14 protein-coding genes are annotated in these 15128 nt (G+C 61.0%); all 14 read left to right on the top strand.

Annotation, left to right across the window (positions count from 1 at the left end; translation table 11 throughout):
* Positions 1 to 24 precede the first annotated feature (24 nt).
* The 14 genes from HEP69_RS00175 (at position 25) to HEP69_RS00110 (ending at position 15124) form a co-directional block, all read left to right on the top strand.
* Positions 25 to 609 (top strand): TRAP transporter small permease, encoded by a 585-nt coding sequence (locus HEP69_RS00175; RefSeq protein ID WP_290556489.1) that lies wholly within the window; start codon positions 25 to 27, stop codon positions 607 to 609.
* On the top strand, positions 606 to 1922 hold the full coding sequence (locus tag HEP69_RS00170; protein ID WP_290556488.1) for a TRAP transporter large permease: 1317 nt from the start codon (positions 606 to 608) through the stop codon (positions 1920 to 1922). The genes HEP69_RS00175 and HEP69_RS00170 overlap by 4 nt, the downstream gene beginning before the upstream one ends.
* Before the next feature lie 109 nt (positions 1923 to 2031).
* Positions 2032 to 2802, top strand: coding sequence for a crotonase/enoyl-CoA hydratase family protein (locus HEP69_RS00165; protein ID WP_290556487.1), 771 nt, complete (start codon positions 2032 to 2034; stop codon positions 2800 to 2802).
* Between the two features lie 3 nt (positions 2803 to 2805).
* Positions 2806 to 3264, top strand: a complete 459-nt coding sequence (locus HEP69_RS00160) for a MarR family transcriptional regulator (RefSeq protein ID WP_290556486.1) — start codon at positions 2806 to 2808, stop codon at positions 3262 to 3264.
* A 16-nt stretch (positions 3265 to 3280) separates the two neighbouring features.
* Positions 3281 to 5077 carry an AMP-binding protein gene (locus HEP69_RS00155; protein ID WP_290556485.1) on the top strand — a complete coding sequence of 599 codons (1797 nt, stop codon included), beginning with the start codon at positions 3281 to 3283 and terminating at the stop codon, positions 5075 to 5077.
* A 4-nt stretch (positions 5078 to 5081) separates the two neighbouring features.
* Entirely contained in the window at positions 5082 to 5954 is an 873-nt protein-coding gene (locus HEP69_RS00150) for an amidohydrolase family protein (protein WP_290556484.1), read from the top strand.
* Between the two features lie 170 nt (positions 5955 to 6124).
* On the top strand, positions 6125 to 7657 hold the full coding sequence (locus tag HEP69_RS00145) for a benzoate-CoA ligase family protein (protein WP_290556483.1): 1533 nt from the start codon (positions 6125 to 6127) through the stop codon (positions 7655 to 7657).
* The gene (locus tag HEP69_RS00140; RefSeq protein ID WP_366111284.1) at positions 7654 to 8469 is read left to right on the top strand and encodes an alpha/beta hydrolase; all 816 of its coding nucleotides are present in this window, start codon (positions 7654 to 7656) and stop codon (positions 8467 to 8469) included. Before HEP69_RS00145 ends, HEP69_RS00140 begins: the two co-directional genes overlap by 4 nt.
* Positions 8462 to 8911, top strand: a complete 450-nt coding sequence (locus HEP69_RS00135) for a DUF309 domain-containing protein (RefSeq protein WP_290556482.1) — start codon at positions 8462 to 8464, stop codon at positions 8909 to 8911. The genes HEP69_RS00140 and HEP69_RS00135 overlap by 8 nt, the downstream gene beginning before the upstream one ends.
* A gap of 152 nt (positions 8912 to 9063) precedes the next feature.
* Entirely contained in the window at positions 9064 to 10725 is a 1662-nt protein-coding gene (gene boxC, locus HEP69_RS00130; protein ID WP_290556481.1) for a 2,3-epoxybenzoyl-CoA dihydrolase, read from the top strand.
* Between the two features lie 107 nt (positions 10726 to 10832).
* Positions 10833 to 12284, top strand: a complete 1452-nt coding sequence (gene boxB / locus HEP69_RS00125; RefSeq protein ID WP_290556480.1) for a benzoyl-CoA 2,3-epoxidase subunit BoxB — start codon at positions 10833 to 10835, stop codon at positions 12282 to 12284.
* Positions 12285 to 12509: 225 nt separating this feature from the next.
* Positions 12510 to 13712 carry a benzoyl-CoA 2,3-epoxidase subunit BoxA gene (boxA, locus tag HEP69_RS00120; RefSeq protein WP_290556479.1) on the top strand — a complete coding sequence of 401 codons (1203 nt, stop codon included), beginning with the start codon at positions 12510 to 12512 and terminating at the stop codon, positions 13710 to 13712.
* A 3-nt stretch (positions 13713 to 13715) separates the two neighbouring features.
* Positions 13716 to 14132 (top strand): acyl-CoA thioesterase, encoded by a 417-nt coding sequence (locus tag HEP69_RS00115; RefSeq protein ID WP_290556478.1) that lies wholly within the window; start codon positions 13716 to 13718, stop codon positions 14130 to 14132.
* An 80-nt stretch (positions 14133 to 14212) separates the two neighbouring features.
* A complete protein-coding gene (locus HEP69_RS00110) occupies positions 14213 to 15124 on the top strand; it encodes a helix-turn-helix transcriptional regulator (RefSeq protein WP_290556477.1) in 912 nt (303 codons plus the stop codon).
* The last annotated feature ends 4 nt before the right edge of the window (positions 15125 to 15128 follow it).

Here is a 15128-nt window from a genome sequence, read left to right as displayed (position 1 = left end):
GCGCCGATTGGGCAGGGAGAGATCATGTATAGACTGATGTTGGGGTTGGCCAAATTGATGGCGATCCTCGGGGGGTTCGTGCTGAGCGCGCTGATCCTGCTCACCTGCATCTCGGTGTTGGGACGCAGCCTGAACGGCATCTTTCACAGCGATGTCATGGAGCGGATCGCGCCCGGGTTTTCGCAGTGGATGATCGACATCGGGGTCGGGCCCGTGAACGGCGATTTCGAGCTGGTCGAGGCCGGTGTGGCCTTTGCCATTTTCGCCTTTATTCCGCTGTGTCAGATCACATCTGGGCACGCGGCGGTGGATATCTTTGCCAATACGTTCCCGCGATGGCTGGACCGTGCCTTGCGCACGCTGACAGAAGTGGTCTTTGCCGCCGTTCTGATTCTGATCGCGTGGCGGCTGTTTGAGGGTATGAGTTCCAAGATGCGGTTTGGCGAGACGACCTTTCTTATTCAGTTTCCGATCTGGTGGGCCTATGCGGCCAGTCTGGTTGGCGCTGTCGTTGCCGCGCTTGTCGGCGTTTATATGGCCTGCATCCGGGTCATCGAATACATTACCGGCCGTACGCTGGTCCCTGAAGGTGCGGGAGCGGACCATTGAGCACACTTGAGATCGGGATTGTTTCTTTCCCGGCATTGATGGCGCTGATCTTTCTGCGGGTTCCGATTGGATTGGCGATGTTTCTGGTCGGGCTGGTGGGCCTGGTAATCGTCACCGACGGCACCAACGTCGCCTTTTCGCGGCTCAAGAATGAGACCTACACGACGTTTTCCAGCTATTCGCTGTCTATTGTACCGATGTTCCTGCTGATGGGGCATTTCGCGACGCTGGGTGGCATGTCGACGGCGCTGTTTAAGGCCGCCGAGGGGTTTCTGGGCCACCGCAAGGGTGGCGTGGCCATGGCCTCCATTGGGGCGTGCGCAGGGTTCGGTGCGATTTGCGGCTCGTCGCTGGCTACGGCGGCCACGATGGGCCGCGTGGCCCTGCCCGAACTGCGCCGTTATGGCTATGCGGGCGGGTTTTCAACCGCGACGCTGGCGGCGGGCGGTACCTTGGGTATTCTCATCCCGCCCTCGGTCGTGCTGGTGATCTATGCGATCCTGACCGAGCAGAACATCGCCAAACTCTTTCTTGCGGCGTTTATCCCAGGCCTGTTGGCCGCGCTGGGCTATGTCATCGCGATCTCGATCTATGTCCGGCTTTATCCCGAAAGTGCAGGCACGCGGGAACCGATCCCGATGGGCGAACGGTTCCGCAATCTGGTTGCCGTCTGGCCGGTTCTGCTGGTTTTTGGCCTGGTGGTTGGCGGTATCTATGCCGGGTGGTTCACCCCCACCGAAGGCGCCGCCGTGGGTGCGGCAGGCACCGGGCTGATCGCGCTTTTGAATGGTGGGCTGACACGGTCGACCCTGATCGAAAGCTTTCTGGTCACTGCGCGCTCGACCGCGATGATCTTTTTCATCGTGCTGGGGGCGGCGTTCTATAACGGCTTTCTGGCGCTGACGCAGGTCCCGCAGGAACTGTCGAACTGGGTGGTGGAGCTGGGTCTCTCGCCCTGGATGGTGCTGTCGCTGATCCTGGTCTTTTACCTGATCTTTGGCTGTCTGATGGATAGCCTGTCGATGATCTTGCTGACCATCCCGATCTTTTTCCCGGTGATCAGCGTCCTCGATTTCGGGATGAGCGCGGAAGAGGTGGCGATCTGGTTCGGTATTCTTGTGCTGATCGTGGTCGAGGTCGGGCTGATCACGCCGCCGGTGGGTATGAACCTTTTCATCATCAATGCGATGGACCGCACCACCCGCATGATCGAGACGTACAAGGCTGTGTTGTTCTTTGTCGGATCCGATCTGGTCCGGGTGGTCATTCTGGTGATGTTCCCGGCAATCACGTTGTTCCTGGTTCCGAACTAACCCGAAGAACGGGCGCCTTGACGGGCGCCCCTTCGCGCGGCATATTAGTTATTATTAATAACTATTATTCAAGCCACCTAAACCAGAGAGGTGTTCGATTATCGCCAAGATGCCTGAAACCGATGTCCTTTTGATCGACATGCAAGGGGATGTTGCGGTTCTGACGCTGAACCGTCCTGACAAGCGCAACGCAATGTCCGAGGGGATGTTAGACGCGCTTGAGACGTTCTTTGCCGCGCCGCCCGACGGGGTGCGCGCGGTCGTGTTGCAAGGGTCCGGCGGGCACTACTGCTCAGGCCTGGATCTGAGCGAGCACAAGATGCGCGATGCAGAAGGCACCATGCGCCATTCGCGCAACTGGCACGGGGTGATGGACAGGATCCAGTTTGGCGGGCTGCCCGTGATTTCGGCCATGACAGGTGCCGTGATCGGCGGCGGCCTGGAACTGGCGACGGCCACCCATGTGCGCGTCGCCGAGCCTTCGGCGGTGTTCCAGTTGCCCGAGGGGCGGCGCGGCATCTTTGTCGGTGGCGGTGCGACGGTGCGTGTGGGGCGTATCCTGGGCGCCGACAGGATGACTGAAATGATGCTGACGGGGCGCACATACACCGCAGATCAGGGGCTTGCGCTGGGTTTGTGCCACTATGCTGTCGAGGGCGGCGGCGCGTTGACCAAGGCGATGGAGCTGGCCCATGGCATCGCGCAGAATGCAACCCTGTCGAATTACATCATGATCCAGGCGCTGGCCCGGATCGAAGATATGTCAAAGGCCGACGGTCTTTTTACCGAAAGCCTTGCTGCGGCCCTGACACAGACAAGTCCCGACGCGGTCGAGGGGCTGGCTGCGTTTCTCGAAAAGCGCAAACCGGGATTTCGCTGAGCCATGGCGCGCAAACACAATCCCGCCGATCCACCCCCCACGATCAGTGACGCCACGCTGCGCGGGTTTTCCGGCTATGTGATGAAACGGGCCTTCAACGCGATCCAGGCTGACGTGAATGCGTCGCTGGCGCCATTGGATCTGCGGATGTTGACCTTTTCCGCGCTGTCGGTGATCGTCGACAATCCCGGTCTGCGGCAATCGCAACTGGCCGATGCGCTGTCGATCGAACGACCGAACCTGGTGATTGTCGTGGACGAGCTGGAGCGGCGCGATCTGATCCTACGCAACCCGGCCCCGGGTGACAGGCGGGCCTATGCCTTGCAGGCGACACTGAAGGGGATGCGGCTCTATACAAAGGCATTGGGCGCCGTTCAGGCCCATGAGGCTCGCATGACCAAGGGTCTGAGCGAAGACGAACGTCAGGCCCTTATCGCCATGCTGTCACGGATCGAAACCTGAGTTTGGGAGGACCGACATGACCCGCTATCGCCCGCATAACGTGATCCGCGAGGACCGCGCCGATGGGACGGTGCTGCTGCGGTCGGGGTATGAGATGTCGGAAATTGCCGAGACATCCTCTGTCTGGCTGCGTCGCTGGGCCGAAGCGCGCCCCGACACGGTGTTTCTGGCCGAGCGCAGCGGCTCGGGATGGCGGGACGTGCCCTATGCCGACGCTTTGGAGCAGGTCGAGAATGTGGCCGCCGCCTTGTTGGCACGTGGCCTGGCGGCGGAGACGCCCATTCTGATCGTATCAGGCAACGGGGTCGATCACGGTGTTCTCAGCTTGGCCGCACATCTGGTCGGCATTCCCACCATCCCAGTGGCCGAGCAGTATTCGCTGATCCCGGGGGCCGAGAAACAGCTGCAATATATCGCGGCATTGACCCGCCCTGCTATGATCTTTGCCGAGGATGGAGAGAAATTCGCCCGCGCGTTGACCGCGCCGGGCCTCGCCTCGCTACAGATTGTCGTCAGCCGCAACGTGCCAGACGGGGCAACCCCGTTCGCCGATCTGCTGAAAGGCGCGCCTGCCGTCGATCTGGCAGTAGAGGAGGCCAAGGTCGGACCGGACTCGGTCGTGAAGATCTTGATGACGTCCGGCTCCACGTCCGACCCCAAAGGGGTCGAGACGACGCATCGGATGATGTGCGCCAATCAGGCGATGATCGCCGATGCGCTGCCGTTTCTGCGGGATCGCCCGCCCCGGATAGTGGATTGGCTGCCGTGGAACCATGTCTTTGGCGGCTCGCATAACTTCAACATGATGCTGGCGCAGGGCGGCAGCCTCTATATCGACAATGGCAAGCCGATCAAAGGATTGGTTGAGGCGACGATCGAGAACAACCGCCTGATGAACGGCACAATGGCATTCAACGTACCGGTGGGCTTTGCCATGCTGCGCGATGCGATGCGCGACGACAACGCCTTGCGTGAGATGTATTTCAAGGACCTCGACATGCTGTTTTACGCCGGGGCGTCGCTGCCGCAGGATGTGTGGAGCGACCTGCATGAGATGGCGATGGACGTGCGCGGAGACGTGCCGCTGATGAACTCCTCCTGGGGGCTGACCGAAACCGCGCCCGCGCATCTCGTGCAGCATGAGCCGACGGAGTTGTCCGGTGTCGTCGGGGTGCCGATGACCGGCGGTACAGTCAAACTGGTCCCGGATGAGGGCGCCCGTTGGGAAGTGCGGGTCAAAGGCCCCAACGTTTTTGAACGCTATTTCAAAGAGCCCGATCGGACGGCGGAGGCGTTTGACGAGGAGGGGTATTTTCTAACCGGCGACGCGATGGTCCTGCTGGATCCGGACGACCCGAACAAGGGTTTGCAGTTCGATGGCCGCATCTCTGAGGATTTCAAACTGATGACGGGCATCTGGGTGCGCGCGGCGGCTTTGCGGCTGGCGCTTTTGCCTGCCCTTGCGCCTTTGGCCCAGGATGTGGTGATCACGGGCGATGGGCATGACGAGGTCGGAGTGTTGATCCTGCCCACACCCGATACGGTCGCGGATCATGAGGTGACCGAAGATCGGGGGGTGTGGCGTGGGCCGGGTTTGGAGGCCGACATCGCACAGCGCCTGGGTGCTATGGCTGCGGCGGCCAAGGGCGGGTCGAACCGGATCGGACGGGCCTTGATCCTGTCGGAGCCGCCCTCCCTCGCGGAGGGAGAGATCACGGCCAAGGGCAATCTCAATTTCCGCAAACTGCTGACCCGCCGCGCGGCTCTGCTCGACCGGCTCTACTCCAACGATCCGGCTGTGATACGGGTCTGAGCGGATGATCGACCTCGACACCATTCGCGCCATCGACATCCACGCACATGCGGAGGAGCCATGCGGATGTCACTCCGATGACGGCTATGATGCGTTGCAGGCCAGCATGGCTCAATACTTTCGCGCGCCCTGGACGCATCCGCCCACCGTGCTGGAAACAGCGGCGCATTACCGTGCGCGCAACATCGCCGCCGTGATCTTTCCCGTCGATGCCGAGCGTGAGACCGGGTATCGGCGTTATGCCAATGAGGAAGTCGCCGAGATCGCCGCCCAGAATGCCGATATCCTGATCCCTTTTGCCTCCATCGACCCGCACAAAGGAAAGATGGGCGTGCGGGAGGCAAGGCGCCTGATCCGTGACTTTGGTATCAAGGGGTTCAAGTTTCACCCCACGATGCAGGGCTTTTATGCCAACGATCCCATGGCCTATCCACTTTATGAAGCGATCGCAGAGGAAGGCGGGATCGCCCTCTTTCATACCGGCCAGACTGGCGTGGGATCGGGTATGCGTGGCGGCAACGGGATGCGTCTGAAATATTCCAACCCGATCTACTTGGACGATGTCGCAGTCGATTTTCCGGACATGACGATCATCCTCGCGCACCCGTCGTTTCCCTGGCAGGAGGAGGCATTGGCCGTCGCCCAGCACAAGCCCAACGTCTATATCGACCTGAGCGGATGGAGCCCGAAATACTTTCCCGAGATTCTCGTCCGATACTGCAACTCGATCCTACGCAAGAAGGTGCTCTTTGGATCGGACTGGCCGATGATCAGCCCTGAGCGCTGGTTGAGTGATTTTGAGGAGATTGGGATCAGGGATGAGCTGCGTCCTGATATCATCAAGAACAATGCAGCCCGGCTTCTGGGTCTAATGTAAGGCAATATATTGCAATAACAGCAGTATGTTGCATAGCGCGCGCTTTGGTGCATGATGTCGATCAAGACGCGACTCGCGCTGATTGATGGGAGGAAATCAGTCAGTCACCCGGGTCCGCGTCAGACGGACGACCCTCGCCCCAAGGGAGGCGGGACCGGAGGGAGGATAGGATGGAGAGCAACCGCAACGCGGCGTGCTGGTTCGTGGATCGGCATATCGCCGAAGGTCGCGCGGATAAGGTGGCCTTTCGCAAAGCCGCCGCACCCCGGCGCAGCCTGACCTATGGCGCACTGGCCGAGCAAAGCGGCCAGGTGGCCGATGCGTTGACCCGCGCGGGCATCATGCGTGAGGAACGCGCGGTGATGCTGATGCTCGATCAGCTCGAATTTCCGCCGGTCTTCTGGGGATGCCTTAAGGCCGGTGTGGTGGCCGTGCCGCTCAACACGCTCTTGGCGACGGATGTCTATGAGGTAATCCTTAACGACGCGCGTGCCGCGATCCTCTTTGTCTCGGCCGAGCTGTTGCCGATCGTCCTGCCCGCGGCGCGCAAGACGCGCTCGCTGCGCCAGATCGTTGTGATCGGAGAGGCGCCCGAAGGCACGATCAGGTTCGACAGTTTCACCGAGGGCGCGCACGCCATGGATCCGGTTCACGTGAGCGATGATGAATGTGCGTTCTGGCTCTATTCCTCGGGATCGACCGGGCAGCCCAAGGGCGTGCGCCATGTCCATGCCAGCCTTAAGGCCACCGCCGACACCTATGGCGCGCAGGTTTTGGGTATTCGCGAGGACGATACCGTCTATTCGGTGGCCAAGCTCTTTTTCGCCTATGGGTTGGGCAATGGCATGACCTTCCCGCTCAGCGTGGGCGCTACGGCGGTGCTGTTCAATGGCCGCCCCACGCCGGACGGGGTGGCCGATATCCTGGCCGCTGAACGCCCCACGATCTTTTGCGGTGTGCCCACGCTTTACGCCGCGCTGGTTCAGCACCTGACGAGCGTGGGCACCCCCGACGCCCCGTTGCGCGTCTGTATCTCGGCGGGCGAGGCGCTGCCCGAGGAGATTGGCAAATCCTGGGCCGGGATCTGGGGGGTCGATATCCTCGACGGTGTCGGCTCGACCGAGATGTTGCATATCTTTCTGTCGAACGCGCCGGGCGATGTGGTTTATGGCACCTCCGGTGTTGCGGTGCCGGGATATGAGCTGCGGCTGGTGGACGAGACCGGCGCCGATGTGGGCGCGGGCGAGATCGGTGAGCTGTTGGTGCGCGGGGCCTCTGCCGCGGACGGCTATTGGAACAAGCGCAACAAGAGCCGGTCGACATTCGAGGGCGAGTGGACGCGCACCGGCGACAAATACGAGCAGCGCGCAGATGGGCGGCTGGTTTATTGCGGGCGCACCGATGACATGTTCAAGGTCTCGGGCATCTGGGTGTCGCCGTTCGAGGTGGAGCAATCGCTGATCTCTCACCCTGCCGTGCTGGAGGCCGCCGTGGTCCCGGCCCGCGATGAGGAAGGGTTGGAAAAGCCCAAGGCCTTTATCGTACTCAAGGATGGTGGCACCGTGCCCGCTGCCGCCCTTCAGGATCACGTCAAGGACAAGATCGGCAAATGGAAATACCCCCGTTGGATCGAATTCGTCGACGATCTGCCCAAAACGGCGACGGGCAAGATCCAGCGTTTCAAACTGAGGGAGACAACATGATGGACTGGTCTGGGTCTGGCCACGTGACGGTCAAGGGAATCGCGCTGGAATACGCCTGTTATGGCCCGCCACCTGCGGAGGCGGCCACCATCGTGATGCTGCATGAGGGGCTGGGCTGTGTCGCGCTTTGGCGTGATTTCCCGCAAAGGGTGGCGGATGCGACGGGTCTGGGCGTCTTTGTCTATTCGCGCCAGGGTTATGGTCAGTCCGATGCCGTGAACTTGTCACGCCCGCTGGATTTCATGACGCGGGAGGCGGTGGATGTGCTGCCGCCGCTGCTCGACGCCATCGGGTTCCGGCGCGGCATTCTTTTTGGTCACAGCGACGGGGCCACAATCGCCGCGATCTATGCGGGAAGTGTGGAAGATCTGCGCATTCGCGGTTTGATCCTGATGGCGCCGCATTTCTTTACCGAACAGAGCGGTCTGGCCGAGATCGCAACGGCGCGTGAAGACTATCTTAACGGGGACCTGAAAGCGCGTCTGGCCAAGTATCATGCAGATGTGGACGGCGCGTTTTTGGGCTGGGCCGAGACCTGGCTCGATCCCGGCTTCCTGGACTGGAACGTGGCCGAGGCGATAGATTACCTGCGTATTCCGGTGTTGGCCATTCAGGGGCGCGAGGATCAGTACGGGACGCTGGCGCAGGTGCAAGAGATTGACGACCGTGCCTATTCTCCGGTGGATATGGCGATCCTGGATGATTGCAAGCATGCGCCCCATCTCGAACAGCCCGAGCAGACTTTGGCGGCGGTGACCGATTTCATCACCCGGTTGGAGCGGATCGAAGCGGCCGAGGTCGAGATTGCCTGAGATCGACCTGCCCGGTCACGCCTATATCCCGGGGCAGACCCCGCGCCACGATGAGGTGGCGTTCGAGAGGTTCCATGCCTCCGTCACGCCGGGGATGGATACGGCCGCCTTGCAGCGGACGCTTGCCTGGCGGGCCGGGCTGGTGTTCCTCGATCAGGGGTTTTTCTGGGAAGCGCATGAAGTGCTGGAGCCTGTTTGGATGGCCACCTCGCGTAACTCGGCCGAACATCAAATGGTGCAGGCGGTGATCCAGCTTGCCAATGCGGCGCTGAAACACAAGATGGGCCGTGCGGGCGCCGCGCGTCGGCTGTGTGACCTGGCCCGGGGCCATGCGCGCGCCGCGCGGTCCGCGGGCGGGGCCGAGGTGATGGGTTTCGCGGTGGATGATCTGGTTGATCGGGTCGAATCGTTGGAGCGGGAGATGGCGAGAGATATGCAGTAAAATGCATTTTTTGAGATGTAGGCGGGGCGTACTTTAACCAAGTGCCTGATGATACTGCGGATTTATTAAGCATTATCATGCATCACGACGCTTTACTCATACCGCATAGCGCATTAAAGTGCATGCAACTTACAGCTTAGGGAGGGCTGTCGATGTCCAAGGTGATCGACTTTCAAATGGACCCGTCAAAGTACCGCCATTGGCGCGTCGACTATGACGGGCCGGTCGCGACCCTTTACATGGATGTGGATGAGGCAGGCGGTCTTTTTGACGGCTATGAGCTGAAGCTGAACTCCTACGATCTGGGCGTGGATATCGAGCTTGCCGACGTGGTCCAGCGGATGCGGTTCGAACACCCCGAGGTCAAGGTCGTCGTGATGCGGTCGGGCAAGGACAATGTTTTTTGCGCCGGGGCCAATATCCGGATGCTGGGCGGGGCCGCGCATGCACATAAGGTGAATTTCTGCAAATTCACCAACGAGACGCGCAATACCTATGAAGCCGCCGAAGAAGACAGCGGCCAGAAATACATCGCCGCCGTGAAAGGCGCCTGCGCCGGGGGCGGGTATGAGCTGGCGCTGGCGTGCAACCATATCATGCTGACCAACGACAGCAGCTCCTCCGTTGCGCTGCCCGAGGTGCCGCTCCTGGCCGTGCTGCCGGGCACCGGCGGCCTGACCCGGGTGACGGACAAACGCAAGGTGCGTCGGGATCGGGCGGATGTGTTCTGCTCCATCGAAGAAGGGGTCAAGGGCCAGCGCGCCGTCGATTGGCGTCTGGTGGACGAGGTCGTGCCGAACTCCAAGTTCGACACGGTGGTGGCCGAGCGCGCGCAGGACTTCGCGGCAAAGTCCGCGAAGCCCGATGTCGCTAAGGGGATTACGCTCACACCGCTCAACCGCAGCTTTGCGGAGGACGGGTCGGTGTCCTATTCGCTGGTCGAGGTCGCGGTGGACCGCAAGGCGAGCTGCGCCACGATCACGTTGAAGGGCCCCGATCAGGATGTGCCCGCGTCGATGGACGAGGCCCAGGCGCTGGGGGCCGAGCTTTACCTTTTGCGCCTCGCGCGTGAGTTGGACGACGCCATCCTGCACCTTCGTTTGAATGAGCGGGAGGCCGGATTGGTCGTCTTTCAGACCCAGGGCAATCCGGCGACGGTGCTGGCGCATGAGGCATTGCTCTTGGACAATGCGGATCACTGGCTGGCCAATGAGATCCTGAAATACTGGAAACGCGTTTTGAAACGTGTGGACATGACCTCGAGGAGCCTCGTGGCGCTGGTCGAGCATGGCTCGTGCTATGCAGGCGTTCTGGCGGAGCTGCTGTGGGCCGTCGACCGCAGCTATATGATGCTGGAGGAGTTCGAGGGCGATAACCGGCACATGGCGACGGTCACGCTGTCGCCCGCCAATTTCGGCATATATCCGATGTCGAACGATCTCAGCCGTCTGGAAACCCGCTTCCTGGGAGAGCCGAACCAGGTCGAGAAACTCAAGAGCTCAATCGGGGAACCGCTGGAGGCGGAGGACGCCGAAGAACTGGGCCTTGTCACCTATGCCTATGACGATATCGATTGGGAGGATGAGGTGCGTATCTTCCTTGAAGAACGCGCCAGTTTCTCACCCGATGCGATGACCGGGATGGAAGCGAACCTGCGCTTTGCGGGGCCAGAGACGATGGAGACCCGAATCTTTGGCCGTCTGACCGCCTGGCAGAACTGGATCTTCCAGCGCCCCAATGCGGTGGGCGAGGACGGCGCCTTGCAACGCTATGGCTCGGGTCAGCGGGCCGATTACAACATGGAGCGGGTCTGACCCGCTCGGGCGGCGGGACAAGTCCCGCCCTACGGGTTTCGGCGGCGGCCGGTCCCGGATCAACGCTGTAGGGCGGGATTTATCCCGCCGCACCCTCGGAGGAAAAGATGCTCGATCTCATCAACGTAAGCTACGACACGCAGATCCCCAACAATGTGGGTCTCAGCCAAGACAAGAAGGTGCTCAAGGCGCTGGAGAAATGGCACCCCGGCTATATCAACTGGTGGAACGATCTGATCCCGCAGAATTTTCAGGAGTCCATGGTCTATCTGCGCACCGCCGTCTCCGTCGACCCCAAGGGCTGGGCCAAGTTCGACTACGTCAAGATGCCGGAATATCGCTGGGGCGTTCTGCTGGCCCCGCAGGTCGAAGACCGCCGCATTCCCTGTGGTGAGCATTTCGGCGAACTGGCCTGGCAGGAAGTGCCCGGTGAATACCGCAACATGCTCAAGCGCCTGATCGTCATTCAGGGCGATACCGAACCCGGATCGGTCGAACAGCAACGGTTCCTGGGCCTCACGGCACCCTCGCTTTATGACATGCGCAACCTCTTTCAGGTTAACGTCGAAGAAGGTCGCCACCTTTGGGCGATGGTCTATCTGCTGCAGAAATACTTCGGCCGGGATGGCCGGGAAGAGGCGAATGACCTGCTCGTCCGCTCGTCGGGGTCCGAGGAAGCCCCGCGCATGCTGGGGGCCTTTAACGAGGAAACGCCGGATTGGCTGTCTTTCTTCATGTTCACCTATTTCACCGACCGCGACGGCAAGATGCAGCTGGAAAGCCTTGCGCAATCGGGGTTCGATCCGCTCTCGCGTACCTGCCGCTTCATGCTGACCGAAGAGGCCCACCACATGTTCGTCGGCGAGACCGGCGTCGGCCGCACCATTCAGGCCACGGTCGAGGCGATGAACAAGGCGGGCATTACCGATCCTTATGACATCAACAAGATCCGCGATCTGGGCGTGATCGACCTGCCCACGATCCAGAAGAAGCTGAACCTGCACTACACGCTCTCGCTCGATCTGTTCGGCCAGGAGGTGTCGACGAACGCCGCCAACGCGTTCAACGCCGGCATCAAGGGCCGCTATATGGAGATGCGGATCGACGACGATCACAAGCTAACGGGCGACACCTATCATGTGCTGGATCTGGTGGATGGCCAGATCGTCGAGCGTGAGGTGCCTGCGCTCACGGCGATCAATATGCGCCTGCGCGACGATTATGTGCGCGACGCGTCAGGCGGTGTGGGTCGCTGGAACAAGATTATCGACCGTGCGGGTGTCGAGTTCGAGATGAAGCTGCCGCATCAGGCCTTTAACCGGAAGATCGGTGTCTTCGCCAACAAAAACTTCGATCCGGATGGCAATCTGGTGTCGGGCGCTGAATATGACAAGGGCATGATGGACTGGCTGCCGACCCACGCGGATGGCGATTTCATCCAGTCGCTGATGAAGCCCTGCTTTGAACCCGGCAAATTCGCCAGCTGGATCTCGCCGCCCAAGGTGGGTATCGACAACAAGCCTGGCGATTTTGAATATGTGAAACTGCATATGGCATGACGCGCGGGGCGGGATAAATCCCGCCCTACCGCAAACGCCCACGGAGAGACGAGACATGAAGACCCACCAAGTGGCCGCCTTCGCGCCCCGCACCCGCGCCGTTGCCAACGATTTGCAGATCCCCGATCAGCCATGCTTGGGGTGCCCTGGGTGCAAGGGTCTTTGCCTTGCGTTGATCGAGGCGATGACCTTGCCAGATGCCATCCTTGCAAAGGACCGACACGCATGACGGCCCCCTTCAAGCAACACCTGATCGACCCGGAGATCTGTATCCGCTGCTATACCTGCGAGATGACCTGTCCGGTTCAGGCGATCGAGCATGACGACAACAACGTGATTGTGGACGCCACCAAGTGCAATTTCTGCATGGACTGCATCCCGGTTTGCCCGACAGGCTCCATCGACGAATGGCGGGTGGTGCCCGACAAGGACAGCGCTTACTCCCTTGAAGAACAGTATTCATGGATGGAGCTGCCTGAACAGGAAGAGATCGAAAGCCCCTGTGGCGCCGATGCCGATACAGACGGTCTGGAAGAGGCCATCGCCGCATTGCTGGCCGAAGCTCATGCCGGTGCCGGTGGAAAGGCGAAGGCGCCTGCCACGGCATCGAAACCCACGATCAACATGTATAATCTTGCCAAACCGGCGGAGGCGACCGTGCAGGGCAATTACCGCCTGACGGCAGAGGACAGCGATAGTGATGTGCGTCACATCATCCTCGACCTGGGTGCGCAGCCCTTTCCGGTGCTTGAAGGACAGAGCGTGGGTATCATCCCACCGGGAACCGATGAGAACGGAAACGCGCATCTGCCCCGCCTCTATTCGATATCCAGCCCGCGCGATGGAGAGCGGCCCGGGTTCAACAACATCTCGCTCACCGTCAAGCGGGAGGATGAGGGCCTCTGTTCCAACTTTGTCTGCGACCTCAAACCCGGCGACACCGTCAATCTGACCGGGCCATTCGGCGCAACCTTCTTGCTGCCCTCCGACCCGGACGCACATCTGATGATGATCTGTACCGGTACCGGATCTGCCCCATTCCGTGGCTTTACCATGCGCCGTCAACGTGAGGCTCCGATGTCCGAAGGTAGTCTGACGCTTGTGTTCGGTGCCCGCAGGCCCAAGGAATTGCCCTATTTCGGACCGCTCAAGAAAGTGCCCGAAGCGTTTATGGACAGGGTCTTTGCCTTTAGCCGGGAAGAGGGGGAGCCGAAGGCCTATGTGCAGGACAAGCTGCGGGAAAACGCCAAGAAGGTTGCCGATCTGATGGCCGATCCAAAGGGCCATATATACATCTGCGGCCTCAAGGCGATGGAGCACGGGGTCGAAGAGGCGCTTTCCGATATTGCACGCGGGGCCGGTCTGGTGTGGACCGAACTGCGCGATACCATGCGCGAGGATGGCCGCTATCACGTGGAAACCTACTGACCCGTGGCCGATCCGTTTGAATATGTGATCCGTGTGGGTTGGGGCGATTGCGACCCGGCCAAGATTGCCTATACCGCACGCATTCCTGCCTGGGCTATCGAAGCGATTGATGCGTGGTGGGAACATCATCTGGGCGGAGGCTGGTACCAGATGGAGCTTGACCGCAACGTGGGCACGCCGTTTGTCCATATGACCCTCGATTTCCGCGCACCGATCACGCCGCGCCACCGACTGCACTGTGCGGTCTGGCCGACAGAGCTGGGTCGTAAGTCGATCACATTCCATGTGGCGGGATCGCAGGACGGGCAGCTTTGCTTCGAGGGCACATTCGTCTGTGTGTTCACCGTTGCCGACGCTTTTCAGAGCCGCAAGCCGCCCGATGAGATCCGCGCGCTGGTGGAGCCCCTGATCCCTACGTGATTTGTGCACTTTCTTGCATTGAAAGCAGCCCAGCCTCCCGTCTAGTATGTTGCACTATTCTACAAACCCGTTGAGCGCGCATGGCTGGGACACCCACCCCGAACACCGAGACCGATGAAACCTCTGGCACGGCGGATCACGCTGTCGCGGCAGTGATGACGCGGGTGGGCGAACGGGTCCGCCGTGCGCGTGAACGCAAAGCCATCCCGCGCCGGGTTCTGTCGAATATCTCGGGCGTCAGCCCCCGCTATCTGGCGCAGCTCGAGGCGGGGGAGGGCAATATCTCCATTGGGCTGTTGCAACGGGTGGCTATCGCGCTCGATCATCGGATCGAGTGGTTTTTGGCCGAGGATGACCCCTGGAGTTCGGAAGCGCTGCGGGTGGCCAATCTGTATCGCGGCGCCCCCGAAGAGGTCCGTGACGCGGCGATGAAAATCCTCAGCCCCGAACCCATCGCAGCAATGCGGGCCCGCCGGGTCTGTCTGGTTGGCTTGCGCGGGGCGGGCAAGTCGACGCTCGGTCGTCGCGTGGGTGAGGTGTTGAGCCTTCCCTTTGTCGAACTGAATGACGAGATCGAATCCCAGAGCGGCATGCCGGTGGACGAGGTCATGGCGCTTTATGGTCCCGAAGGCTATCGCAAGCTGGAGGCGCAGGCGCTGGCACGGATCGTGGCCAGCCATGACAAGATGATCCTGGCTGTCGCGGGCGGTATCGTGGCAGAGCCCGAGACGTATTCGTCGCTCCTTGCGCATTTCCATACGGTGTGGGTCAAGACCTCGCCCGATGAGCACATGGCGCGGGTACGCGCGCAGGGCGACGAGCGGCCAATGGCGGGCAACCCCGAGGCGATGGAACAGCTTCGATCGATCCTGACCAGCCGCGAGGCGCAATATGGCAAAGCGCTGGCGCAGCTCGATACCTCCGGCAAACCGGTGGAGCGGTCTCTGGCCGAATTGCTGCAGCTGATCCAGGACCACCGGTTCCTGATCTGACCGC

It is taken from the genome of Aestuariivita sp., assembly GCF_021404545.1.
Lineage (GTDB): Bacteria > Pseudomonadota > Alphaproteobacteria > Rhodobacterales > Rhodobacteraceae > Aestuariivita.
The sequence above is the reverse complement of the archived record's forward strand: the minus strand, read 5'-3'. Positions and strand labels throughout refer to the sequence as shown.